This is a genomic window from Streptomyces sp. NPDC026092 (assembly GCF_040638605.1).
Taxonomy (GTDB): Bacteria; Actinomycetota; Actinomycetes; order Streptomycetales; family Streptomycetaceae; genus Streptomyces.
On record NZ_JBEZYN010000003.1, the window covers coordinates 23,004 to 47,422 of the forward strand.

Genomic DNA, 24,419 nt, shown 5'->3' on the forward strand with positions numbered 1-24,419 from the left:
CGGCGGCAAGTGTCCGAGCAGGATACGACGCGTTTCGGCACGCTCTCGTAACGCCGTTGCGCCGATCGGGTGAGCATTCCCGACGCACCTCTTGACGCCGCTCCCACCCGGCGCGGCCCGCGCACCCGGAGGGCGCGTAGCCGTCCGTGCGCGCCCGACTGCCCCGTGTGGCCGGAAGCGGTCTCCCGATGTCGCTGATACCCTGGTACCCCGTGGACCGGTGGGAAACGGCGACAGCCGAGCCCCCGCAACCGCAGCGACGGCACCCCCCGATTCTTCCGGAGGGCACGCCGGAACGCACCTCCAGAACGCGACCACGGGAGCCCCCTCTTGGCGATGCCGCCCAAAACCACGACGACCAAGCACATCTTCGTCACCGGGGGTGTCGCCTCCTCCCTCGGGAAGGGCCTGACCGCCTCCAGCCTGGGTGCGCTCCTCAAGGCGCGGGGCCTGCGGGTCACGATGCAGAAGCTCGACCCGTACCTGAACGTCGACCCCGGCACGATGAACCCGTTCCAGCACGGCGAGGTCTTCGTCACCAACGACGGTGCCGAGACCGACCTGGACATCGGCCACTACGAGCGCTTCCTCGACGTCGACCTCGACGGCTCGGCCAACGTCACCACCGGCCAGGTCTACTCGCAGGTCATCGCCAAGGAGCGGCGCGGCGAGTACCTCGGCGACACCGTCCAGGTCATCCCGCACATCACCAACGAGATCAAGTCGCGGATCCGCCGTATGGCGACCGACGACGTCGACGTGGTCATCACCGAGGTCGGCGGCACCGTCGGCGACATCGAGTCGCTGCCGTTCCTGGAGACCGTCCGTCAGGTCCGCCACGAGGTCGGCCGCGACAACGTCTTCGTCGTGCACATCTCGCTGCTGCCCTACATCGGCCCGTCCGGCGAGCTGAAGACCAAGCCGACCCAGCACTCCGTCGCCGCGCTGCGCAACATCGGTATCCAGCCGGACGCCATCGTGCTGCGCGCCGACCGTGACGTCCCCACCGCCATCAAGCGCAAGATCTCGCTGATGTGCGACGTGGACGAGGCCGCCGTCGTCGCCGCCATCGACGCCAAGTCGATCTACGACATCCCCAAGGTGCTGCACACCGAGGGCCTGGACGCCTACGTCGTCCGCAAGCTCGACCTGCCGTTCCGTGACGTGGACTGGACGACCTGGGACGACCTGCTCGACCGCGTCCACAACCCGGAGCACGAGGTCACCGTCGCGCTCGTCGGCAAGTACATCGACCTGCCCGACGCGTACCTCTCGATCACCGAGGCCATGCGGGCCGGCGGCTTCGCCAACAAGGCGCGGGTCAAGGTCAAGTGGGTCACCTCCGACGACTGCAAGACGGCGGCCGGCGCGAAGAAGCAGCTCGGCGACGTCGACGCGATCCTGATCCCCGGTGGCTTCGGCGACCGCGGTGTCAACGGCAAGATCGGCGCGATCCAGTACGCCCGCGAGAACAAGGTGCCGCTGCTCGGCATCTGCCTGGGCCTGCAGTGCATCGTCATCGAGGCCGCCCGCAACCTGGCCGACATCCCGGACGCCAACTCCACCGAGTTCGACGCGGGCACCGCCCACCCGGTCATCTCGACCATGGAGGAGCAGCTCGCGTACGTCGAGGGCGCCGGCGACCTCGGCGGAACGATGCGCCTGGGCCTGTACCCGGCGAAGCTCGCCGAGGGCTCCATCGTGCGCGAGGTCTACGACGACCAGCCGTACGTGGACGAGCGCCACCGCCACCGCTACGAGGTGAACAACGCCTACCGCGCCGAGCTGGAGAAGAAGGCCGGTCTGGTCTTCTCCGGCACCTCTCCGGACAACAAGCTCGTCGAGTACGTCGAGTACCCGCGCGAGGTGCACCCCTACCTGGTCGCGACCCAGGCCCACCCGGAGCTGCGCTCGCGTCCGACGCGTCCGCACCCGCTCTTCGCCGGCCTGGTCAAGGCGGCCGTCGAGCGGAAGACGGGCAAGTAGGACCAGGAGTTAACGTTGCCGGGGTACGCAGGCCTTGACGGGGCCGGTACCCCGGCTTTCGTGTGTGGTGAGGGTGGAAGGACGCAGATGGAGTTGCAGGACACCCCGGAGGAGTGGCGGGTCGTCGGCACGACGACCCCGTTCCAGGGAAAGAAGACGAGCGTCCGCACGGACGAGGTGGTCATGCCCGACGGTTCCGTCGCGCACCGCGACTACCAGGTCCACCCCGGCTCGGTGGCGGTCGTCGCCCTCGACGACGAGGACCGGGTGCTGCTCCTGAAGCAGTACCGGCACCCCGTGCGGCAGAAGCTCTGGGAGATCCCGGCCGGCCTCCTCGACGTACCCGGGGAGAACCCGCTGCACGCCGCGCAGCGCGAGCTGTACGAGGAGGCGCACGTCAAGGCCGAGGACTGGCGGGTCCTGACCGACGTCTACACCTCGCCCGGCGGCAGCGACGAGGCGGTACGGATCTTCCTGGCGCGGGACCTGTCCGAGGCGCAGGGCGAACGGTACGAGGTCTCCGACGAGGAGGCCGACATGGAGCTGGCCCGGGTCCCGCTCGCCGAGGTCGTGCGCGGCGCGCTCGCGGGCGAGCTGCACAACAACTGCCTCGTCCTGGGCGTCCTTTCGCTGTTCGCCGCGCGCGCGGGCGACGGCATCGACGCGCTGCGCCCGGCCGACGCGGAGTGGCCTGCCCGGCCGTTCGAGGCGTGACCGCCCGGCCGTTCGAGTCGTAGCCGCCCCGTATCCGCCGACCGGAGTGCTGGTCTGACGATCTGCTGATCCGATCGGGGGATAGTCCCGCCGCGCTCTGCCGGGACCGGTGCACCGCCTGAACTACGCTCGGGATCACCCGTGCGGAGACCCCGCGGGATCGGCTCGTGCGCAGGTGGACGGGAGCGTGGCCCGTGACGGATCAGGCGGTGGCAGCGGCGGGCGGGGTGCGGAACTTCTACGGCCGACAGCGCGAGTTGAAGGCCCTGCGCGCCGACATCGAACGGACCGGACTCGACACCCTCGCCGGCCACAAGGCACCCCGCGCGCGCGTCCTCCTGATCGCCGGACGCCCCGGCTCCGGGCGGACCGCGCTCGCCGCGGAGCTCGTCGCCGGACTCGCCACCGCCTACCCCGACGGGGTGTTCCGCGCCCGGCTCACCGAACCCGGCGGCGACCCGGTCCCCACCGCGCGGGCCGCCCAGGCCCTGCTGAAGGACCTCGGCGTCGAGGAGCCGCCCGGCGCGGGCGAGGACGAGCTGACCGAACTCGTCCGCGACGCCCTCGCCGAGCGCCGGGCGGTTCTCGTCCTCGACGACTCCGTCGACGCCGAACAGGTCGACCCGCTGATCCCGGACAACCCCGACGCCCTCGTCGTCGCCGTCGCCAAGGGGCCGCTCACCGGCATCCCCGACGTCCGGCCCTGCACCCTCGGCGGCCTCGACCCCAAGTCGGCGATCGAGATGCTCACCGGCTACACCGGCTCCGTACGCGTCACGGTCGACCCGCAGGCCGCCGAGAGCCTCGCGGAGGAGTGCGGCGGGCAGCCCGCCGCCGTCGTCCTGGCCGGCGGCTGGCTCGCCGCCCGACCCAAGGCCTCCGTCGCCGACCTCGCCAAGCGGCTGCGGGCCCTCTCCGGCGACCCGCTCTCCCGCGCGTTCCAGCTGGTCCACGAGTCCCTGGCGCAGCCGGCCGCGCGGATACTGCGCTACCTCACCCTCGCCCCGCTCGGCCGGGCCGACGCCCACACCGCCTCCGCCCTGGCCGGCTGCTCCGTCTCGGCGGCGGCGACGACCCTGGCCGACTTCGTCGGCCTCGGTCTCGTCACCGAGGGCGAGGACGGCCAGTACGAGCTGCCGGGCCATCTCGTCCCGGCGCTCCGCGAGCGGATGGAGGAGCGCGACCGGCCCGCCGAGGTGCAGCTCGCCCGTGCCCGGATGCTGGAGCGGACCGTACGGCTCCTCCAGTCCTGCCGCGCGGTCACCGAGCCCGAGGGGTCCACGGCCCACAAGAAGCTCGCCGGACTGCCCCGCGCCCTGCGCTTCCCCAGCGTGCCGGCCGCCGCCGACTGGCTGGAGAGCCGCCGGTCCGTGCTGCTCGCCTCCGCCCGTCTCGCCGTCGCGGACGGCGAGCTCGACACCCTGGCCCGCCGGCTGGTCGCCGCCCTGGTCAGGGCCGAGACCGCGCACCGGGGCGCGGAGGCGGCGGCGCCCGAGCTCTACGGCCTGCACCAGCTGGTCCTGGACGTGGCCGAGCGGCGCGGACTGCACCGGGAGCGGGCCGCCGCGCTGCTCAATCTCGCCGATCTCGACGCGAGGACCGGCCGCACCCAGGACGCCCTGGCCCGCTACCGGGCCGCTCTGGACGCCGGACGGGCCGCGAACGACCCGTACGCGATCGGCCGCGCGATGGAATCCGTAGGCGGTTCCCACCAGGAGCTGGGGGACTGGCAGCGGGCCGCCGACTGGTACGGGCGGGCCCTCGCCCAGCGCCTCGCCCGGGACGAGCGCGCCGACCAGGCCCGGCTGTACGCCCGGCTGGGCGCGGTGCAGACCTACGCCGGCCGCTACGGCGAGGCCCTGCGGAACTGGCGCGCCGCCGCCGCGGGCTACCGGCGCCTGGCCGATCTCCCCGGCCACGCGCGGGCGTTGAGCGAGGCGGCCCGGGTCCAGGAGTACGCCGGACGGCCCGAGGAGTCGCTGCGGACCTGCGAGGAGGCGGTGGAGTGGGCCCGGCGGGCCCAGGACGTGCGGCTTCAGGCCGCGCTCCAGCTGCGGCTCGCGGACACCCTCGACCGGCTCGGCGACCCCGCGGCGGCCCGTTTGCACCGGTCCGCGGCCGAAAGACTCCTCGGAGGCGAGCCTTCCGCCTACGAAATCCGTAGTGCTTCCGTCGAAGAATAATGCTTTGCAAGGCTAGACACGGGGAACTCCTTCATTAGACTGGGTGCGCCGCGATCGACCGCGGTCTGCCCCGGTGCGCCCCCTTGCATCCGGGTATGTATCGCAGTGCACCCCCCGTTTCCCCTGATTCAAGGACCGTGATCGACGATGAAGGTCGGCATCCCCCGCGAGGTCAAGAACAACGAGTTCCGCGTGGCCATCACCCCCGCCGGTGTCCACGAGCTCGTCCGCAACGGCCACCAGGTCTTCATCGAGCAGAACGCCGGTGTGGGCTCCTCGATCACGGACGAGGAGTACGTCTCCGCCGGTGCGCAGATCCTGCCCACCGCCGACGAGGTCTGGGCCACCGCCGACCTGCTCCTCAAGGTCAAGGAGCCCATCGCGGAGGAGTACCACCGCCTCCGCAAGGACCAGACCCTCTTCACGTACCTGCACCTCGCCGCCTCGCGCGAGTGCACGGACGCGCTCCTCGAGTCCGGCACCACCGCCATCGCCTACGAGACCGTCGAGACCGCGAACCGCGCCCTGCCGCTGCTCGCCCCGATGTCCGAGGTCGCGGGCCGCCTGGCCCCGCAGGTCGGCGCCTACCACCTGATGCGCTCGGTCGGCGGCCGCGGCGTGCTCCCCGGCGGCGTCCCCGGCACCCACGCCGGCGAGTGCGTCGTCATCGGCGGCGGCGTCTCCGGCTGGAACGCCACCCAGATCGCCGTCGGCATGGGCTTCCACGTGACCCTGCTCGACCGCGACATCAACAAGCTCCGCGAGGCCGACAAGATCTTCGGCACCAAGGTGAAGACGATCGTCTCCAACGCCTACGAGCTGGAGAAGGCCGTCATCGAGGCCGACCTCGTCATCGGCGCCGTCCTCATCCCGGGCGCCAAGGCCCCGAAGCTGGTCACCAACGAGCTCGTCGCCAAGATGAAGCCCGGAAGTGTCCTTGTCGACATCGCGATCGACCAGGGCGGCTGCTTCGAGGACTCGCACGCGACCACCCACGCCGAGCCGACCTTCCAGGTCCACAACTCGGTCTTCTACTGCGTCGCCAACATGCCGGGCGCGGTGCCGAACACCTCCACGTACGCCCTCACCAACGCCACGCTGCCCTACATCGTGTCGCTGGCGAACAACGGCTGGGTCGAGGCGCTGCGCCGCGACGCCGCGCTGGCCCTGGGCCTCAACACCCATGACGGCAAGGTGGTTTACAAGGAGGTCGCCGAGGCGCACGGCCTCGAGCACGTCGAGCTGAACACCCTCCTGGGCTGACCTTCCCCGGCGTCGCGTCAAGGCGCGCCGTCAACCTCACGCATCCGGCCACGTCCGGGGCGCCGTGCAACTCGCCTCGAACGTAACCCTTTAACCGTTTCGCGCACCCCCGAAACGTGTGGATGCGTGGCCGCGCACCCTTGACAGAGGGGTGTTCGGTTGCCGACACATCGGGCCGGGTCCGGCGGATTGTGTTGCTGCGGAGCGGTGACACGCCATAGAGTCGCCAACCGTCGGCATGGTGCCACGCTGACCTATCGATAAATGTTCCTGGTCACATCCAAGGAGGTAAGACGACTTGTGAATGAGTCGACATTTACTCCCGGGGGCGGACAGCCAGGAATCCCTGTCGGCTCCGTCGCCGTCCGGACGTTCGCGACCGCCGCGAACCACGCGACCCACGCGACGCATCAGCCCGTGACGACAGCCCACACGATGAAGATGATGGACGGCCTACACGTGAACGCCACGGCCGGCAACGAGAGTGGCCGAGAGTCCACCCACTTCGCCGCCTACGACGAGGTGCCCGAGGGGCACTTCTACGACCCTGACGCCGAGTACGAGCCCGACCCGGAGTACGCGGCCACCCTCGCACCCGACGCTGCCCGTCAGCGCCGCGAGCGGATCGGCCCCACCGGACGGCCCCTGCCGTACTTCCCGATCCCGGGTCCGCTGACCGACCACGGCCCCGCGAAGATCATCGCGATGTGCAACCAGAAGGGCGGCGTCGGCAAGACCACGTCGACCATCAACCTGGGTGCCGCGCTCGCGGAGTACGGACGGCGGGTGCTGCTCGTCGACTTCGACCCGCAGGGAGCCCTGTCGGTCGGTCTCGGTGTGAACCCGATGGAGCTCGACCTCACCGTCTACAACCTGCTCATGGAGCGGGGCATGTCGGCGGACGAGGTACTCCTCAAGACCGCCGTGCCCAACATGGACCTGCTGCCGAGCAACATCGACCTCTCGGCGGCCGAGGTGCAGTTGGTCAGCGAGGTCGCGCGCGAGTCGACGCTGCAGCGCGCCCTGAAGCCGCTGATGAACGACTACGACTACATCGTGATCGACTGTCAGCCCTCGCTCGGCCTGCTGACCGTGAACGCCCTGACGGCGGCTCACAAGGTCATCGTGCCGCTGGAATGCGAGTTCTTCGCGCTCCGCGGTGTGGCGCTGCTGACCGAGACGATCGAGAAGGTCCAGGAGCGGCTCAACCCGGAGCTGGAGCTCGACGGCATCCTCGCCACGATGTACGACTCCCGTACGGTGCACAGCCGTGAGGTGCTCGCGCGCGTGGTCGAGGCCTTCGACGACCACGTCTACCACACCGTCATCGGCCGTACCGTGCGCTTCCCGGAGACCACGGTCGCCGGTGAGCCGATCACGACGTACGCGTCGAACTCGGTGGGTGCCGCCGCCTATCGTCAGCTCGCCAGGGAGGTGCTCGCCCGGTGTCACGCCGAGTGAGTCTGCCCGGCGCCGACGAACTGTTCCGTACGACCGGGGGGATGGCGCTCCAGTCCTCCTCGCCCCGTGGCCGGGTACCGGCTCCGGCCGGCGAGAGCGACACGGAGGCGGCGGAGGGCGGCTCCGCGTCCGGGCCCGGATCGGGTGCGGGTAGCGGTACGGGCTCAGGTCCCGGATCCGGCCCGGGCTCCGGTTCGGCCGAGCACTCGGCGGCGCAGCCCGCGGAGCAGTCGGAGCCGAGGTCGCGTGGTGCGGAGTCCCAGGGTCCCGCGCCGGTCCCGGCGCCCGCCGCCCAGGCGCGCAGGCGCGGCCGGTCTCCGAACCGGCGGCCGAGCGGGCGCGAGCGGCACGACGAGAAGATCACGGTCTACGTCTCCGCCGAGGAGCTGATGGACCTGGAGCACGCCCGCCTGGTGCTCCGGGGCGAGCACGGCCTGGCCGTGGACCGGGGCCGGATCGTCCGTGAGGCGGTCGCGGTGGTCCTGGCAGACCTGGAGTCCCGGGGCGACGCGAGCATCCTCGTGCGCCGCCTGCGCGGTCGCTGAGGGTAGCCTGCGGGCTGCGAAGCCCTCTGCCCCTCTCTGGACCCCGATGCCCCCACCCCCTGCCGAAACGTCCCGCCCACCGCGCCGCCGCGCCCTGGGCCAGGGCCCAGGCACGGGCACGCCCCCGTCCAGGGGGCCTGAGGCCCCCGGCCCGGCTCCGGAGGAGCCGACGGAGGCCCGGGACGCCGTGGACTCCACGGAGCCCCTGGACCCCGACCCGGCTGCCCGGCCGGCGCCGGAGGCGCCGCGGGCGGACGAGCCGGCGATGCCGGCGGCCCCCGAAACCCTGCCTGCAGAAGGCGAGGCGCTTGCGGTCGCGAGCGCCGACGGAGGCGTGCCCGAGGGAGCCCCGGAACCGGAATGCGTGACGTCCGACGGCTCGGCCGCAGCCGGGGCGGAGCCGTCGGCCTCCGGCCCCGTGGACGGGCCTCCCGGGGCGCCCGAGGTCGCCCCGCCGGTCGGCGCGGACGCGCCTCCCGGCGACGACGGGCGGTTCACCGTTCGGCTGGCGAACTTCGAGGGGCCGTTCGATCTGCTCCTCCAGCTCATCTCCAAGCACAAGCTCGACGTCACCGAGGTCGCCCTCTCCAAGGTCACCGACGAGTTCATGGTGCACATCCGCGCCATGGGCCCCGACTGGGACCTCGACCAGACCACCGAGTTCCTCGTCGTCGCCGCGACCCTGCTCGACCTCAAGGCCGCCCGGCTGCTGCCCGCCGCCGAGGTGGAGGACGAGGCCGACCTCGCGCTCCTGGAGGCGCGGGACCTGCTCTTCGCGCGGCTGCTCCAGTACCGCGCGTACAAGCAGATCGCCTCGATCTTCGAGGACCGCTGGGAGACCGAGGGGCGGCGCCACCCCCGTACCGTCGGCCTGGAGGCCCACCACGCCGAGCTGCTGCCCGAGGTCGTCATCTCCATCGGCGCCGAGGGCTTCGCCAAGCTCGCCGTGAAGGCGATGCAGCCCAAGGCCAAGCCGCAGGTGTACGTCGACCACATCCACGCCCCGCTCGTCAGCGTCCGCGAGCAGGCCGGTCTCGTCGTCGCCCTGCTGCGCGAGCGCGGGAGCGTCAGCTTCCGGGAGCTCGCCGAGGGGGCCGCCGACACCCTCACCGTCGTCGCCCGCTTCCTCGCCCTCCTGGAGCTCTACCGCGAGAAGGCGGTCTCCCTCGACCAGGAGGACGCCCTCGGCGAGCTGACCGTCACCTGGGTCGGCGGGGAGCAGGAGACGCAGGTGACCGACGAGTTCGATCAAGTAGTGGAGGAGAAGGCATGAGCGACCTCGGACACGACCTCAAGCCCGCCCTCGAAGCCGTCCTCATGGTCGTCGACGAGCCGGCCACCGAGGTCCACCTCGCCAAGGTCCTGGAGCGGACCCCGCGCGAGGTCGCCGACGCCCTGCGCGAGCTCGCCGACGAGTACACCGTGCAGCGCCGCGGTTTCGAGCTGCGCCTCGTCGCCGGCGGCTGGCGCTTCTACTCCCGCCCGGAGCATGCCGCCGCCGTCGAGGCCTTCGTCCTCGACGGGCAGCAGGCGCGCCTCACCCAGGCGGCCCTGGAGACCCTCGCCGTCGTCGCGTACCGCCAGCCGGTCAGCCGTTCCCGGGTCTCCGCCGTACGCGGAGTGAACTGTGACGGGGTCATGCGGACCCTCCTCCAGCGCGGTCTTGTGGAGGAGGCGGGCGCGGAACCCGAAACAGGTGCGATCCTGTACAGGACGACGAACTACTTCCTGGAGCGGATGGGCCTGCGCGGCCTGGAGGAGCTCCCGGAGCTCGCGCCCTTCCTCCCCGAGGCGGACGCGATCGAGGCGGACACGCTGGAAGGGGTCCCGTCGTTCGATCCGGATCTCCCGGATCGCGAAGACGCAGACGACAAGACGACGGACATTTGATGCGAAGCAGCAGCGGCAGGAACAGCGGAAACAACGGCGGGAGCCGTGGTGGCAACAGCGGTGGCCGCGGCGGCAGCGGCGGTGGCCGCGCGGGCGGCGGCGGTGGCCGCGCGGGCGGCAGCGGAGGCGGTGGCGGTTACCGGGGCGCCGGTGGCGGCGGTGGCCGCGACGACAGGCAGGGCGGCGACCGGCCGCGCAACCCGCGCCCCGAGGAGCGCCGCTACGACGTGGGCAGCGCGTCCGAGGCCCCGAAGAAGGGCCGCGGGGCCGCAGCCCGCGGTGGCGCCAAGGGCGGCCCGAAGTCGCCCCAGGGCGGCACCCCGCCTCGTCGTGGCCCCCACGGGCAGCGGCAGTCCCCGGCTCGCTCGCGCGAGCTCGACGCCAGGATCGAGCAGCGCAACCGCGAGCGGTACGAGAACCGGCCCGAGATCAAGACCCCGAAGACGTTCCCCGGCGCCGAGCAGGAGGGCGAGCGGCTGCAGAAGGTGCTCGCCCGCGCCGGCATGGGCTCGCGACGCGCCTGCGAGGAGCTGATCGAGCAGGCCAGGGTCGAGGTCAACGGCGAGATCGTGCTCGAGCAGGGCATGCGCGTGGACCCGGAGAAGGACGAGATCAAGGTCGACGGTCTGACCGTCGCGACCCAGTCGTACATCTTCTTCGCGCTGAACAAGCCGGCCGGTGTCGTCTCCACGATGGAGGACCCCGACGGCCGCCAGTGCCTCGGCGACTACGTCACCAACCGCGAGACCCGGCTCTTCCACGTCGGCCGGCTCGACACCGAGACCGAGGGCATCATCCTCCTCACCAACCACGGTGAGCTGGCCCACCGCCTCACGCACCCCAAGTACGGCGTGAAGAAGACCTACCTGGCGGCCATCACCGGTCCGCTGCCCCGCGAGGTCGGCCGGATGCTCAAGGACGGCATCCAGCTGGAGGACGGCTACGCCCGCGCCGACCACTTCCGCGTCGTGGAGCAGGTCGGCAAGAACTACCTGGTCGAGGTCACGCTGCACGAGGGCCGCAAGCACATCGTGCGCCGGATGCTCGCCGAGGCGGGCTTCCCGGTGGAGAAGCTGGTCCGCACCTCCTTCGGCCCGATCGGCCTGGGCGACCAGAAGTCCGGCTGGCTGCGCCGCCTGACCAACACCGAGGTCGGCATGCTGATGAAGGAAGTCGGCATGTAAGCCGTACCTCTACGACGAGAAGCCCGTGACCGCCCTGCGGTCGCGGGCTTTTTCGTACTTGTGGGCGAAGCCCGCGGCCCTTTATAGTCAATATGACTCTTAAGGAGGTGGGCGTGAGCCTCGCGGACGTACTCGACCCCCTGCAACAGCCGCTCTTCACCCTGCTCGACACCCCGGTCAGCTGGACCGAGGTCCTCGGCTTCGGCAGCGGGGCGCTCTGCGTCTGGCTCGTCGCCCGCCAGCACCTCGCCAACTGGCCCATCGGCATCGCCAACAACCTCTTCTTCGTCCTGCTCTTCACGCAGGCGGGGCTCTACGCCGACGCCGGCCTCCAGATCGTCTTCATCACCCTCGCCGTGTACGGCTGGTGGACCTGGACCCACGGGGGTGGACCAGGCTCCCTCCCGGTGCGCCGCACCACGCGCACGGAGTGGACCTGGCTGCTCACGGCGGGGGTGGTGGGGACCCTCGGCCTCACGCTGCTGCTCGACCGCGCCACCGATTCGACCGTCCCGTTCTGGGACGCCCTGACGACCGCGCTCTCCCTCATGGCGACCTACGGCCAGTGCCGCAAGCGCCTCGAGTCCTGGTGGCTCTGGATCGCCGCCGACATCGTGTACGTGCCCCTGTACGCGTACAAGGAGCTGTACCTGACCGCCCTGCTGTACGTCGGCTTCATGACGCTCTGCGTCCTCGGCCTGCGCGGCTGGAGCCGCGACCTCGACGCCCGGAGCCGTACGGTCGAGAGGGAGGCGGTCGCATGAAGCGCTACGGACACGGCCTGGTCCTCGGCAAGTTCTATCCGCCGCACGCCGGCCACCACCATCTCGTCCGCACCGCCCGCGAGCGCTGCGAGCGCCTCACCGTGCTGGTCTGCGCCTCCTCCGTGGAGACCCTGACCCTGGACGAGCGGGTCGCCTGGATGCGGGAGGTCCATCCCGACGCGCTGGTCGTGGGGGCCGTCGACGACATCCCCGTCGACCTCCACGACCCCGATGTGTGGTCCGCCCACATGGCCGTCTTCCGGGGCGCGGTGCGCGAGCCGGTCGACGCCGTCTTCACCTCGGAGCCGTACGGGGAGGAGCTGGGCCGCCGCTTCGGCGCCGACGCCGTCTGCGTCGACCCGGACCGTACGCTCTTCCCCGTCTCCGGCACCGCCGTCCGCAAGGACCCCGTCGGCTCCTGGGACTTCCTCGAAGCGCCGGTGCGCGCCGCGCTCACCCGCCGTGTGGTCGTCCTCGGCGCGGAGTCCACCGGGACGACCACGATGGCCCGCGCCCTCGCCGAGCACTACCGGGCCCGGGGCGGGGTCTGGGCCCGTACGCGCTGGGTGCCGGAGTTCGGGCGGGAGTTCAGCGAACTCAAGCTCGCCGAGCTGCGCGCCCTGCGCCCCGAGGCGACCTGGGAGGACGTGGCCTTCCACTCCGAGGACTTCCCGCTCATCGCGCTGCGCCAGGCCGAGTCGGAGGAGGAGGCGGCGCGGGACGGTTCGCCGGTGCTCTTCTGCGACACCGACGCCTTCGCCACCACCATCTGGCACGAGCGGTACATGGGCACCACGAGCCCCGCGACCGGCGAGATCGCCGCGCGTGGCCGGCAGCACCTGTGGCTCCTCACCGACCACCGGGGCGTCGCCTTCGAGGACGACGGGCTGCGCGACGGGGAGCACCTGCGGCCCTGGATGACCGCCCGCTTCCACACCCAGCTGGCCCACACCGGGCGCCGAGCGGCCCTGCTGACCGGACCGCACGAGGAACGCCTCGCGGCGGCGGTCGCCGCCGTGGACGCGCTGCTCGCCGAGGGCTGGAACCTCGCCGACCCCCTTCCGGAGCGCCGATGAACCCGTCCCCGCCTCCGTTTCCGTCCTCGGCCGTCGACGGCTACGACGCCGGCTCCTTCGAGCCCTTCGCCGTCACCGTCGACCTCGCCGTCTTCACGATCCGCGCCGACCGGCTGAACGTCCTGCTCGTCGAGCGGGGACAGCGGCCGTACGAAGGGACGTGGGCGCTCCCCGGCGGCTTCGTCCTGCCCCGCGAGTCCGCCGAGGCCGCCGCCCGCCGCGAACTGGCCGAGGAGACCGGCCTGTCGGAGGGCACCGTCTCCGGACTGCACCTGGAACAGCTGCGGACGTACAGCGAACCGGACCGGGACCCCAGGATGCGGGTCGTCTCCGTCGCCTTCGCCGCGCTCGTCCCGGACGCCCCGGAGCCGCGCGGCGGCGGCGACGCGGTGCGGGCCCGGTGGATGCCGTACGGCGAGCACGGCGGGCTCGCCTTCGACCACGACCGGATCCTCGCCGACGCGCACGACCGGGTCGGCGCCAAGCTCGAGTACACGTGTCTCGCCACCGCCTTCTGCCCGCCCGAGTTCACCATCGGCGAGCTGCGGCAGGTGTACGAGACGGTCTGGGGCGTCGAACTCGACCGCCCCAACTTTCGGCGCAAGGTCCTCACCACGCCCGGCTTCGTCCGGGCCGTGGAGGGGCCGCCGCGCCTCACCGGCGGACGGGGGAAACCGGCCGCTCTCTACCGGGCGGGGGAGGCCACGGCCCTCCACCCGCCGTTGCTGCGACCGGAAGGACGATCGACATGACCCACCCCATGACGCGTCACGCGACGAAGCAGGGCGCCACGGGCGCGTTGATCGGCCTCGCGCTCGGGGACGCCCTCGGCTTCCCGACCGAGTTCAACGACGTGCCGGCGATCCTGGCGAAGTGCGGCCCCTGGCGGGCCATGGAGCTGCCGGTGCAGCGGGGCACGGCGTACATCACGGACGACACGCAGATGACACTCGCCCTGGCGCGCGGCATCCGGGCCACCATGGACCGGGGCGTGCTCACCCCGCAGTCGATGGAGCCGCCGGTCCGCGAGGAGTTCGTGGCCTGGTACCACTCCCCGGAGAACAACAGGGCGCCCGGCAACACCTGCCTGAGCGCCTGTGACCTCCTCGACAGCGACCGTGTGTGGCAGGACGCCAGCCAGATCCACTCCAAGGGGTGCGGCGCCAATATGCGCGTGGCGCCGCTCGGGCTCGTGCCCGGTCTGAGCGAGGAGCAGCGGGCCGGCGCGGCCCAGTTCCAGGCGGCCCTCACCCACGGCCACCCCACCGCGCTCGCCGCCTCCGACCTGACCGCCCGCGCGGTGTACCTGCTCGCCCAGGGCGTCGACCCGACGGGCCTCGTCGGTCACCTGCGCTCGTACGCGTACGAGAACCGCTCCGTCTACCGCGAGGCCTGGCTCGGCGACCTGTGGACCCGCTCCCAGGACCCGTCGGCCCGGCACTTCGTCGAGCGCGGCTGGGACGAGTGCCTGGCGGTCCTGGAGCGCCTGGACGCCGTGCAGCGCACGGCGGACCCGGAGCTCGACCCCTGCACGTACACGGGCGACGGCTGGATCGCCGAGGAGGCCTTCGCGACCGGCCTCCTCTGCTTCCTGCTCTTCCCCGAGGAGCCCCTCACCGCCCTCCGCCGCGCCGCCTGCACCCGAGGCGACTCGGACTCGATCGCCTGCCTCGCGGGAGCCTTCGCCGGCGCCCACCTGGGCGCGGCGGCCTGGCCCGAGGCATGGACGAACCCGATCGAGCACCGCTCCGAACTCCTCACCCTGGGCGCCCTCTGGGACGCGTGAGCGCGGGCTGGGAAGCTGGGGCCATGACCGTAGCTCTCATACCGGAAGTCGACCTCTCCGCCGTGGTCGCGGAACAGCCCGATCCGCTCGTCTTCGCCACCGTCTCGGGGGCGCACCTGTACGGATTCCCGTCCCGGGACTCGGACGTGGACCTGCGCGGTGTGCACCTGCTGCCGGTGGAGGGGCTGATCGGGCTGCGCGAGCCCGAGGAGACCCGCAGTCGCATGTGGGACCGGGACGGCGTGGAGATGGACCTCGTCACGCACGACCTGCGGAAGTTCGTCCGGCTCATGCTGCGCCGCAACGGATACGTACTGGAGCAGCTGCTCTCCCCGTTGGTGGCCCACACTTCGGAGGCGCACGCCGAACTCGTCTCGCTCGCACCTCATGTGCTCACCCACTACCACGCGCATCACTACCGTGGCTTCGCCGCGACACAGTGGCGCCTCTTCGAGAAGACGGAGGAGCTGAAGCCGCTCCTCTACACCCTCCGGGCGCTGCTCACCGGCATCCACCTGATGCGCTCCGGTGAGGTCCAGGCGCACCTGCCCACGCTGCTCGGGGAGGTCGCCGAGGCGCCCGCGTACGGGGCGGATCTGATCGCGGCGAAGGCCGAGGCCGAGCACGGGGCGGCCGAGGTGGACCTGGCGCGGGTCCGCGAGGACGTGGAGGCGCTGCACGGGGTGCTGGACGCCGCGCACGCGGCGACGGCGCTCGGGGAGGCGCCGAAGGCCCTCGACGCGCTGCACGACTTCGTCGTGCGGGTGCGGCTGGAGGGCGTCCTAGACGTTCGAGGCGGCCGAGGCGTTCAGCGCGTGCAGGGCTGACACGCGGCGGGCGCGGATCAGGAAGTCCTCGACGCGGGCGTGGTCCGGGGATGCCGGGAGGGGGGAGGTGGTCGCCGCCGCGTCGGCCTCCTCCGTCAGGCGGGTCATCCAGGACTCGACCTCCGTCCACGGGACCTCGCCGCGCTTCACCGCGAGGAGGCGGTCGCGGTCGGTGCCGACGTGGATGGTCAGTTCGCCGGTGCGCAGCAGGTCGCGGCAGCTCATCAGGAGGCGCAGCAGATGCATCGCGTGCTTCCAGCGCGGGTGACCGTACTGGCGGACGTCCGCGTCGAGCTTCCTGCGCTGCCCGCCCGCGTACCGGACGAAGGTCTGGTGCGCCTGGCGGGAGAGGAACGCCTCGCGGAGCGCGATCAGTTCGCGGCCGGTGTCGTCGATGTGCTCGACGACGGGGGAGTGCAGGCACTCCAGGACGTTCGGGTTGGCCCGGAGCGCCAGCTCGCAGAACCGTTCCAGCTCCCAGCTGAACTGCTCCTCCGCGGGCCCCTCCACATGCGCCGGCGGCTTGTCGAAGCGCCAGAACAGCGGCGTCGGGGCGAGGAACACACCCCGGCGGTCGGTGTCGCTGTCCTCGGTGTCCAGACCGAAGGCACGCGACCCCATGACGCAGGAGTAGATCGTGTGGTCGCGCACCAGGGCTGCCGAAGTCATGCGGGTCAGGCTACGCGAGGGTGATGGAGTCCCCGGACACGGTGATCTCCTCGGCCGGGAGCGGGCGCGTGGCCGGTCCGGTGACCACCGAGCCGTCCGTGATACGGAACTTGGAGCCGTGGCAGGCGCAGTCGATCGTGCCGTTCTCGACCTTGGCGACGATGCAGCCCTGGTGCGTGCAGATCGCCGAGAACGCCTTGAAGTCACCGGCGGTGGGCTGGGTGACGACGACCTTCTCCTCCTTGAAGATCGTGCCGCCGCCGACCGGGACGTCTCCCTTCGTGGTCAGGGCGTCCCCGGCCGGCGCCGAGGGCGAGGCCTCCGGCGAGGAGGTGCCCGGCGCCGACGTGGTCGGCTCGGCCGTCGTGGCCGGGCCCGTCGGCGTCGGGCTGTCGGTCGTACCGCCGTTGTCGCCGTCGGAGCCGCAACCGGTGGCGAGCACGGCGACGGAACCCGCACCGGCCATCAGCACGGTACGGCGGTTCGTGGCTTCAGGATTCATGCCGTACAGCCTGCCCGCGCGCCCGGCCCCCTGGGGGCAACACGCCTAGATCCAGGGCGTCAGCTCCCTCGCACGGCCGTCGGAGTCACGGCGCACCTCCAGGACGCCCGTGACGGCCGCCCGCTCGATCGGCCCGTAGACGTGCGGGAAGAGCGCGTCCTCCGAGCCCCCCCAGCGCACCTCGGCACCCAACCTCGCCTCGTCGACGACCAGGACGAGCAGCGGACCGGCCACGTCCCGGTAGTGCGCGTCCGCGACCGTCAGCGCCGCGCTCTCGTCCGGCGAGCAGTGCACGAACCCCTCCGAGGCCAGCGAGGGCGGGGCGTAGGGGAGTTCGGGATCGGCGGACCATTCGTCCAGCGGTACGACGTGCAGCAGCATGCCGACAGTTGTACCGCGCGCCCCGCGACCGCCGGATACCCCGAGTGGCGGAATGATCCGGTCTGGGTGACATTGACCGTGTTCCGTACCGGAGTGAAAGGCAGGACCATGGCTGGAAACGATCTCGGCAGTCTGCTCGGCGGACTCCTGGGCGGCAGCGGTCAGCAGGGCGCGGGCGGCGGGGGCAACATCCTCGGCTCCCTGCTCGGCGCGCTGATGAGCGGCGGGAAGGGCGGGGCGGCCGGCTCCAACCCGCTGGGCGGGCTCATGGAGATGCTGACCACGTCGGGCCTCGCGGACCAGGCCCAGTCCTGGGTCGGCAGCGGCGAGAACAAGCCGGTGACCGGTCAGCAGGTCGCCGAGGCACTCCCCGACGAGACGCTCCAGAAGGTCGCCCAGGACGCCGGAGTCAGCCCCCAGCAGGCCGCCGACGAGATCGCCCAGGTCCTGCCCCAGGCCGTCGACAAGCTGACCCCCCAGGGCCAGGTGCCGTCGGGCTCCCTGGAGGACCTCATCAGGCAGCAGCAGCTCTGACCTGAGCCCCGACCCACCCGGCGGCGGCCCCCTCGTCTCGGAGGGCGGTCGCCGCGACGGTGTGTCCGCGCGGCTGACTAGGCTGATCGGAGCATTCTCGAAAGACCCAGGTCAGGTAAGGAGCACGACGTGGCGGTACGAGCGGTCCGAGGCGCCGTCCAGCTGGAACGGGACGAGGCCGGACACATGAGTGAGCAGGTCGAGGAGCTGCTCACCGCCGTCCTGGAACGCAACGGCCTCACCCCCGACGACCTGATCAGCATCTGGTTCACCGCCACCCCGGATCTGCACAGCGACTTCCCGGCCGCCGCCGCGCGCCGGATCGGCATCGTCGACGTGCCGCTGATCTGCGCGCAGGAACTGGACATCGAGGGCGCCATGCCGAGGGTCGTACGACTCCTCGCGCACATCGAGTCGGAGCTGCCCAAGTCCGCGATCGCGCACGTGTACCTCGGTGCCGCGGCCGCCCTGCGCAAGGACATCGCCCAGTGAGAACCGCGCTCGTCATCGGAACCGGCCTGATCGGCACCTCGGCGGCGCTCGCGCTCGCCGGACGCGGCATCGCCGTCCACCTCCGCGACCACGACCCCGCCCGCGCCCGCACGGCCGCGGCGCTCGGCGCCGGCACCGACGAGGCGCCCGAGGGGCCCGTCGACCTCGCGATCGTCGCCGTACCCCCGGCGCACGTGGCCACCACGCTCGCCACCGCCATGCGCGAGGGCGTCGCGCGCGGCTACCTGGACGTCGCGAGCGTCAAGGGCGGCCCGAAGCGCGAGCTGGAGGCGCTGGGGCTCGACCTCACCGCCTACATCGGCACGCACCCGATGTCCGGCAAGGAGCGCTCGGGACCGCTGGCCGGCACCGCCGACCTCTTCGAGGGCCGCCCCTGGGTCCTCACCCCGACCCGCGACACCGACACCGAGGTCCTGAACCTGGCCCTGGAGCTGGTCGCCCTCTGCCGCGCCGTCCCGGTCGTCATGGACGCCGACGCCCACGACCGCGCGGTCGCGCTCGTCTCGCACACCCCGCAGCTGGTCTCCTCGATGGTCGCCGCCCGCCTGCAGGAGGCCGACGAGACGGCGGTACGGCTCTGTGGGCAGGGCATCCGCGACGTCACCCGGATCGCCGCCTCCGACCCGCGCATGTGGGTCGAGATCCTGTCGGCGAACCCCGGTCCCGTCGCCGACGTCCTCTCCGGCGTCGCGGCCGACCTGGACGAGACGGTCCGGGCGCTCCGCTCCCTGCAGTCCTCCGACGAGGACAAGCGCCGCGAGGGCACCGACGGCGTCGAGGACGTCCTGCGCCGGGGCAACGCGGGGCGCGCCCGGGTCCCGGGCAAGCACGGCGCGGCGCCGACGCAGTACGAGACCGTCGCCGTCCTCATCAGCGACCAGCCGGGCGAGCTGGCCCGGATCTTCGCGGACGCGGGCCGCGCGGGCGTCAACATCGAGGACGTCCGCATCGAGCACGCGACGGGGCAGCAGGCGGGTCTGGTCCAGCTGATGGTCGAGCCGTCGGCCGCGCCGACGCTCGGCGCGGCGCTGCGGGAACGGGGCTGGGCCCTGCGGGCGGGGTGACCGGGGGCCCGCGGAGGGTGCTCGGCCAGACGGGTGGCCGGGACTCGGTAACCTTGGGGTGGCCCCCCGCGTTCCGCGCGGCCTCTCCGCTCACCCCAGGAAGGTGTTCCCCACCGTGGAAACCGTGATCGTCGCCATCGACGGGCCCTCCGGCACGGGCAAGTCGAGCACCTCGAAGGCGGTTGCCGCCAAGCTGGGGCTGAGCTACCTCGACACCGGCGCGCAGTACCGGGCGATTACCTGGTGGATGATCAGCAACGGCGTCGACGTGCACGACACCGACGCCGTCGCCAACGCCTCCTCGAAGCCCGTGATCGTCTCCGGCACGGACCCGTCCCGGCCGACGATCACCGTCGACGGCGCCGACGCCGCCGGGCCCATCCGTACCGAAGAGGTCACCTCCAAGGTCAGCGCGGTCAGCGCCGTCCCCGAGGTGCGGGCCCTGATCACCGAGCTGCAGCGGACCATCGCCCGGAACGCCGAGGGCGGCATCGTCGTCGAGGGCCGGGACATCGGCACCACCGTCCTGCCGGACGCCGACCTCAAGATCTTCCTCACCGCGTCCCCCGAGGCCCGTGCCGCCCGCCGCTCCGGCGAGCTCAAGGGCGCCGACGTGGCCGCCACCCAGCAGGCCCTGATCAAGCGGGACGCGGCGGACTCCAGCCGCAAGACCTCCCCGCTCGCCAAGGCCGACGACGCCGTCGAGGTCGACACCACCGACCTCACCCTGGACCAGGTCATCGAGTGTGTCGTGACCCTCGTCGAGGAGAAGAGGGCGGCCGCGAAGTGAGCCAGCCCTCCGAGAAGGGCGCCGCCGTCGGGCGTGGCATCGGCATCGGGCTGATGTACGGCCTGTGGAAGCCGCGCGTCCTCGGCGCCTGGCGGGTGCCGGCCGCCGGCCCCGTCATCCTCGCCGTCAACCACGCGCACAACATCGACGGCCCCATGCTCATGGGCACGGCCCCGCGGCCGGTGCACTTCCTGATCAAGAAGGAAGCCTTCGTCGGGCCCCTCGGGCCCTTCCTGGAGGGCATCGGGCAGCTCAAGGTCGACCGGGACAGCACCGACCGGAACGCGATAGGCAACGCCCTCGCGGTCCTGGAGCACGGCGGAGTCCTCGGGATCTTCCCCGAGGGCACCCGCGGCGAGGGCGACTTCGCCTCCCTGCGCGCCGGCCTCGCGTACTTCGCCGTCCGCAGCGGCGCGCCGATCGTCCCCGTCGCCGTCCTGGGAAGTTCCGAGCGCCGCGGACGGTTGGTCAAGGCACTGCCTCCGCTGCGCAGCCGCGTCGACGTCGTCTTCGGCGAGGCCTTCGAGGCCGGTGACGGCACCGGCCGCCGCACCCGCAAGGCCCTGGACGAGGCCACCGTACGTATTCAGGAGCGGCTGACCGCCCACCTGAAAAACGCCAGGCGCCTCACCGGGCGCTGAGCGACACTCTCAGTAGTGGGCTCCCGGGCTCAGACCCGTCGAGTACCCACCGACCACGAATGATCAAGGAACGGACTTCATGAACGACCAGCACGACCACGGGGCACTTGGCGACGCCGAGTACGCGGAGTTCATGGAGCTCGCCGCGGGAGAGGGCTTCGACGTCGAGGAGGTCGAAGGCGCGATCGAGGAGGCCGGGCACGGCCCGCTCCCCGTCCTCGCCGTCGTCGGCCGTCCCAATGTCGGCAAGTCGACCCTGGTGAACCGGATCATCGGCCGCCGCGAGGCCGTCGTCGAGGACAAGCCCGGCGTCACCCGCGACCGCGTCACCTACGAGGCCGAATGGGCCGGCCGCCGCTTCAAGGTCGTCGACACCGGCGGCTGGGAGCAGGACGTCCTCGGCATCGACGCCTCCGTCGCCGCCCAGGCGGAGTACGCCATCGAGGCCGCCGACGCCTGTGTCTTCGTCGTGGACGCCACCGTCGGCGCCACCGACACCGACGAGGCCGTCGTCAAGCTGCTGCGCCGCGCCGGCAAGCCCGTCGTCCTCTGCGCCAACAAGGTCGACGGCCCCTCCGGCGAGGCCGACGCCACCGCCCTGTGGTCGCTGGGCCTCGGCGAGCCGTACCCGGTCTCCTCGCTGCACGGCCGCGGTACGGGCGACATGCTCGACGCCGTCCTGGAGGCCCTGCCCGAGGCCCCCGCGCAGACCTTCGGCAACGCGATCGGCGGCCCCCGCCGCGTCGCGCTCATCGGCCGCCCGAACGTCGGCAAGTCCTCGCTCCTGAACAAGGTCGCCAACGAGGACCGCGTCGTCGTCAACGAGCTGGCCGGCACCACCCGCGACCCGGTCGACGAGCTGATCGAGCTCGGCGGCAAGGTCTGGAAGTTCGTCGACACCGCCGGCATCCGCAAGAAGGTCCACCTCCAGGAGGGCGCGGACTACTACGCCTCCCTGCGCACCGCCGCCGCGGTCGAGAAGGCCGAGGTCGCCGTCGTCCTGATCGACACCACCGACAACATCTCGGTCCAGGACCAGCGCATCATCACGATGGCCGTGGAGTCGGGCCGCGCGCTCGTCATCGCGTACAACAAGTGGGACGAGCTGGACGAGGAGCGGCGCTACTACCTGGAGCGCGAGATCGAGACCGAGATGCAGCAGGTCGCCTGGGCGCCCCGGGTCAACGTCTCCGCCAAGACCGGCCGCCACATGGACAAGCTCGTCCCGGCGATCGAGACCGCGCTCGCCGGCTGGGAGACCCGCGTCCCCACCGGCCGTCTCAACGCCTTCCTCGGCGAGCTGGTCGCCGCCCACCCGCACCCGGTCCGCGGCGGCAAGCAGCCCCGCATCCTCTTCGGTACGCAGGCGGGCACCAAGCCGCCCCGGTTCGTCCTCTTCGCCTCCGGCTTCCTGGAGGCCGGCTACCGCCGCTTCGTCGAGCGCCGGCTGCGCGAGGAGTTCGGCTTCGAGGGCACGCCGATCCACATCTCGGTGCGGGTCCGCGAGAAGCGCAGCCGTAAGAAGTAGGCAGCGCGGCGACGAGCACGCATACGGCGGAGGGCCGGGGCGATCTGCCCCGGCCCTCCGCCGTTTCGCTTCCCGTCCGTACCGCTCGGGCCTACAGCCCCCTGCGGGGCCCCGGCGGGAGTGCCGCCGGGACGTGGTGCTGCGCCGACCACGCCGCCGGTTGCGCCGTGTACCGGTGGTGTCCGTGTCCCTGGACCTGGACTCCGTACAGACCCGTGCTCACCTGCGTCCCGAAGGCCCGGAAGCCGAGGTCCTCCTCGCCGCTGCGATCACCCGGCAGCGTGCGAAAGGACCTGCGGTACTCCGAGTACAGCGCGTCGTAGATCGGCGTCGTCGACTGGCCTCCCACGAGGTCCTGCGCAGGGCGCATGGAGGGGATCGAACCGGGAACGGGCTGGCGGAGTGGGTCGTATGTGTGCACGTATGTGCCAACGACCCCGCCCTCCGTCGGATGCGGGCGGCTCTCGGAAAGAGGAGGCTGCCGCTGCCGGGGCACGGTCGGAACCCCATGACCACCAGGGACGTACGGCCGTCCTATGGCGGGGCGCCCGTGCTCCGTCACGTGCCGGCCAGCGGCATCGCGGCGGCCACCAGACGGCCGTTGGCCGCGGCCTTCTCCAGGGCGTCGCGGAGCAGGTCCTCGCGCGGCTGCTGGCCGATCGAGCCCACCGGCGCCGCGAAGACCAGGACCGTGTGCGACTTGTTGGCCGCCGCGCGCCAGCCCTCGGTGACCTGGAGCGGCTGGTGCGCCTGCCACCAGGCGGCCTGGCCGGTGCCGCCCGTACCCGGCTGGAGCACCGAGTGCAGCTGGCCCATGGCGACGAGCACGGACCAGCCGGGGAGCGTGCCCGGCTTCTGGTTCACGTCCGCGATCGGCTGGAAGCCCTGCTCGACCAGGAGCGGCAGGAACTCGTCGCTCAGCCCGTCCGTGCCCGGGCGGGCGACCGGCGCGGTCGGTTCGACCACGAGCGCCGGGTGCAGCTCGCCCTCGATCAGGACGAGACCGCTGGTGACACCCAGGACCGCCTGCTCGGGGTGGGCGGCGCTGAGCTCGTCCGCCGCGTCGGTGGCGGCGATGGAGCGGACGGCGCCCTGGAGCTGCTCCTCGGCTACCTTGACGACCTGGGACGGAATGCAGCTGGCGTGGGCGAACGCCAGGACGGCGGTCTCCTCGCCGACGAACAGCACCGTGCTCGTGCGCTCCTGGTCGGAGTCGCCCGGCGTGCGACAGGAGGTGCAGTCGTAGCTGCCCGGGGCGTTGTCGCCGGCGAGCAGCCGGTCCGCTTCTTCGTCGCCGATCTCGGCGCGTACGTCCTCGCTGACGTCGAGCATGCGCGGCACGGGGGGCTCCCTGGACTCGGTACGTGCGACGCCGGGCGGATCCCGGCTCGTCTCATGACGAGTTCAACGGGGAAGGATCGGCCGGGGTCACGCGTCCGGGTGCGGCAACTTGTGTGACTCCGACCGGGTGGGGGACGCGCGTCCTCCCGCGCGGCACGGCGCCGGCACGGGGGTGTGCTGCCTAGCCTGCCGCGATGTCGAAGATCAGATTGTGGGCAGTGGGCGCGTCGGCGGTTTCGCTCATGGCGCTCGTTCCGGCCCCTTCGTCGGCCCTCGCACCGACGCCGGCGTCGGCGCGGGCCGCGGGTGCGGTGTCGGTGAAGGCGGCGCCCGCGTACGCCTGCGCCAAGGACCAATGGCCGTGGGGCTGCGTCGCCGAGTGCGAGAGCAGCGGCCGCTGGCACATCAACACCGGCAACGGCTTCTACGGCGGACTCCAGTTCTGGCAGCCGACCTGGGAGGAGCACGGCGGCCTGAAGTACGCCAGGCGCGCCGACCTGGCGACCCGTCAGCAGCAGATCACCATCGCGGAGGAGGTGCTGCGCACCCAGGGCTGGGGAGCCTGGCCGGTCTGCTCGAAGCGGTACGGGCTCAGTGGGCGGGCCCATGTGGTGCAGCAGGGCGACACGCTCAGCAAGGTCGCGAAGCGGTTCGGGATCGCGGGCGGCTGGCAGGCGCTGTACAAGGCGAACCGGAGCGTGGTGGGGGCGGATCCGAACCGGCTGATGGTCGGGACGATGCTGCGGATCTCGCCGCTCACCGTGCTGGGGTGAGCTC

General features: G+C 72.0%; 26 protein-coding genes. 21 read left to right on the top strand and 5 right to left on the bottom strand.

Annotated features, from left to right (window positions below):
* Positions 1–336 precede the first annotated feature (336 nt).
* From AB0F56_RS05075 to AB0F56_RS05140, 14 genes are all read left to right on the top strand, one after another.
* The gene (locus tag AB0F56_RS05075) at positions 337–1,986 is read left to right on the top strand and encodes a CTP synthase (RefSeq protein ID WP_361769618.1); all 1,650 of its coding nucleotides are present in this window, start codon (positions 337–339) and stop codon (positions 1,984–1,986) included.
* An 87-nt stretch (positions 1,987–2,073) separates the two neighbouring features.
* Positions 2,074–2,700, top strand: a complete 627-nt coding sequence (locus tag AB0F56_RS05080) for an NUDIX hydrolase (protein ID WP_362004092.1) — start codon at positions 2,074–2,076, stop codon at positions 2,698–2,700.
* Between the two features lie 194 nt (positions 2,701–2,894).
* A complete protein-coding gene (locus AB0F56_RS05085) occupies positions 2,895–4,883 on the top strand; it encodes a tetratricopeptide repeat protein (RefSeq protein WP_362004094.1) in 1,989 nt (662 codons plus the stop codon).
* Positions 4,884–5,030: 147 nt separating this feature from the next.
* A complete protein-coding gene (gene ald, locus AB0F56_RS05090) occupies positions 5,031–6,146 on the top strand; it encodes an alanine dehydrogenase (protein ID WP_362004097.1) in 1,116 nt (371 codons plus the stop codon).
* 435 nt (positions 6,147–6,581) lie between these two features.
* Positions 6,582–7,607, top strand: coding sequence for a ParA family protein (locus AB0F56_RS05095; protein WP_329125763.1), 1,026 nt, complete (start codon positions 6,582–6,584; stop codon positions 7,605–7,607).
* Positions 7,604–8,152, top strand: coding sequence for a hypothetical protein (locus AB0F56_RS05100; RefSeq protein WP_362005081.1), 549 nt, complete (start codon positions 7,604–7,606; stop codon positions 8,150–8,152). Before AB0F56_RS05095 ends, AB0F56_RS05100 begins: the two co-directional genes overlap by 4 nt.
* Before the next feature lie 46 nt (positions 8,153–8,198).
* Positions 8,199–9,425, top strand: a complete 1,227-nt coding sequence (locus tag AB0F56_RS05105) for a segregation/condensation protein A (protein ID WP_362004100.1) — start codon at positions 8,199–8,201, stop codon at positions 9,423–9,425.
* Positions 9,422–10,042: an SMC-Scp complex subunit ScpB gene (scpB, locus tag AB0F56_RS05110; RefSeq protein WP_362004102.1), complete on the top strand. Its 621-nt coding sequence runs from the start codon at positions 9,422–9,424 to the stop codon at positions 10,040–10,042. Before AB0F56_RS05105 ends, scpB begins: the two co-directional genes overlap by 4 nt.
* Positions 10,042–11,226 (top strand): pseudouridine synthase, encoded by a 1,185-nt coding sequence (locus AB0F56_RS05115; protein WP_362004105.1) that lies wholly within the window; start codon positions 10,042–10,044, stop codon positions 11,224–11,226. The genes scpB and AB0F56_RS05115 overlap by 1 nt, the downstream gene beginning before the upstream one ends.
* 113 nt (positions 11,227–11,339) lie before the next feature.
* Positions 11,340–11,990, top strand: coding sequence for a nicotinamide riboside transporter PnuC (gene pnuC, locus AB0F56_RS05120; RefSeq protein WP_362004107.1), 651 nt, complete (start codon positions 11,340–11,342; stop codon positions 11,988–11,990).
* A complete protein-coding gene (locus AB0F56_RS05125) occupies positions 11,987–13,066 on the top strand; it encodes an AAA family ATPase (protein ID WP_362004109.1) in 1,080 nt (359 codons plus the stop codon). The genes pnuC and AB0F56_RS05125 overlap by 4 nt, the downstream gene beginning before the upstream one ends.
* Positions 13,063–13,818, top strand: a complete 756-nt coding sequence (locus AB0F56_RS05130; RefSeq protein WP_362004111.1) for an NUDIX domain-containing protein — start codon at positions 13,063–13,065, stop codon at positions 13,816–13,818. The genes AB0F56_RS05125 and AB0F56_RS05130 overlap by 4 nt, the downstream gene beginning before the upstream one ends.
* An 8-nt stretch (positions 13,819–13,826) precedes the next feature.
* The gene (locus tag AB0F56_RS05135) at positions 13,827–14,852 is read left to right on the top strand and encodes an ADP-ribosylglycohydrolase family protein (protein ID WP_362005083.1); all 1,026 of its coding nucleotides are present in this window, start codon (positions 13,827–13,829) and stop codon (positions 14,850–14,852) included.
* Between the two features lie 23 nt (positions 14,853–14,875).
* A complete protein-coding gene (locus AB0F56_RS05140; protein ID WP_362004114.1) occupies positions 14,876–15,679 on the top strand; it encodes a nucleotidyltransferase domain-containing protein in 804 nt (267 codons plus the stop codon).
* Here AB0F56_RS05140 and AB0F56_RS05145 read toward each other — a convergent pair.
* Genes AB0F56_RS05145 through AB0F56_RS05155 form a run of 3 tightly spaced genes read right to left on the bottom strand, consistent with a single transcriptional unit; the run spans position 15,635 to position 17,231 of the window.
* On the bottom strand, positions 15,635–16,348 hold the full coding sequence (locus AB0F56_RS05145) for a nucleotidyltransferase domain-containing protein (RefSeq protein ID WP_362004117.1): 714 nt from the start codon (positions 16,346–16,348) through the stop codon (positions 15,635–15,637). The two genes, AB0F56_RS05140 and AB0F56_RS05145, sit on opposite strands and share 45 nt — an antisense overlap.
* Positions 16,349–16,358: 10 nt before the next feature.
* Positions 16,359–16,850 (bottom strand): Rieske 2Fe-2S domain-containing protein, encoded by a 492-nt coding sequence (locus AB0F56_RS05150; RefSeq protein WP_362004120.1) that lies wholly within the window; start codon positions 16,848–16,850, stop codon positions 16,359–16,361.
* A 45-nt stretch (positions 16,851–16,895) separates the two neighbouring features.
* On the bottom strand, positions 16,896–17,231 hold the full coding sequence (locus AB0F56_RS05155) for a DUF952 domain-containing protein (RefSeq protein WP_362004121.1): 336 nt from the start codon (positions 17,229–17,231) through the stop codon (positions 16,896–16,898).
* Between the two features lie 108 nt (positions 17,232–17,339).
* Here AB0F56_RS05155 and AB0F56_RS05160 point away from each other — a divergent pair, with 108 nt between their 5' ends.
* From AB0F56_RS05160 to der, 6 genes are all read left to right on the top strand, one after another.
* Complete coding sequence (locus AB0F56_RS05160) at positions 17,340–17,765, top strand: YidB family protein (RefSeq protein ID WP_362004123.1); 426 nt, start codon at positions 17,340–17,342, stop codon at positions 17,763–17,765.
* Between the two features lie 129 nt (positions 17,766–17,894).
* The gene (gene aroH / locus AB0F56_RS05165) at positions 17,895–18,257 is read left to right on the top strand and encodes a chorismate mutase (protein ID WP_362004126.1); all 363 of its coding nucleotides are present in this window, start codon (positions 17,895–17,897) and stop codon (positions 18,255–18,257) included.
* Positions 18,254–19,342, top strand: a complete 1,089-nt coding sequence (locus tag AB0F56_RS05170; RefSeq protein WP_362004128.1) for a prephenate dehydrogenase — start codon at positions 18,254–18,256, stop codon at positions 19,340–19,342. The genes aroH and AB0F56_RS05170 overlap by 4 nt, the downstream gene beginning before the upstream one ends.
* 103 nt (positions 19,343–19,445) lie before the next feature.
* A complete protein-coding gene (cmk, locus tag AB0F56_RS05175) occupies positions 19,446–20,132 on the top strand; it encodes a (d)CMP kinase (protein WP_362004130.1) in 687 nt (228 codons plus the stop codon).
* Positions 20,129–20,773, top strand: coding sequence for a lysophospholipid acyltransferase family protein (locus AB0F56_RS05180; protein WP_362004132.1), 645 nt, complete (start codon positions 20,129–20,131; stop codon positions 20,771–20,773). The genes cmk and AB0F56_RS05180 overlap by 4 nt, the downstream gene beginning before the upstream one ends.
* Positions 20,774–20,852: 79 nt before the next feature.
* A complete protein-coding gene (der, locus tag AB0F56_RS05185; protein ID WP_362004133.1) occupies positions 20,853–22,301 on the top strand; it encodes a ribosome biogenesis GTPase Der in 1,449 nt (482 codons plus the stop codon).
* Between the two features lie 91 nt (positions 22,302–22,392).
* Here der and AB0F56_RS05190 read toward each other — a convergent pair whose 3' ends face one another.
* Positions 22,393–22,671: a hypothetical protein gene (locus AB0F56_RS05190; protein ID WP_362004136.1), complete on the bottom strand. Its 279-nt coding sequence runs from the start codon at positions 22,669–22,671 to the stop codon at positions 22,393–22,395.
* 188 nt (positions 22,672–22,859) lie between these two features.
* A complete protein-coding gene (locus AB0F56_RS05195; RefSeq protein WP_362004138.1) occupies positions 22,860–23,642 on the bottom strand; it encodes a hypothetical protein in 783 nt (260 codons plus the stop codon).
* A 194-nt stretch (positions 23,643–23,836) separates the two neighbouring features.
* Here AB0F56_RS05195 and AB0F56_RS05200 point away from each other — a divergent pair, with 194 nt between their 5' ends.
* Positions 23,837–24,415, top strand: a complete 579-nt coding sequence (locus AB0F56_RS05200; RefSeq protein ID WP_362004139.1) for a transglycosylase family protein — start codon at positions 23,837–23,839, stop codon at positions 24,413–24,415.
* The last annotated feature ends 4 nt before the right edge of the window (positions 24,416–24,419 follow it).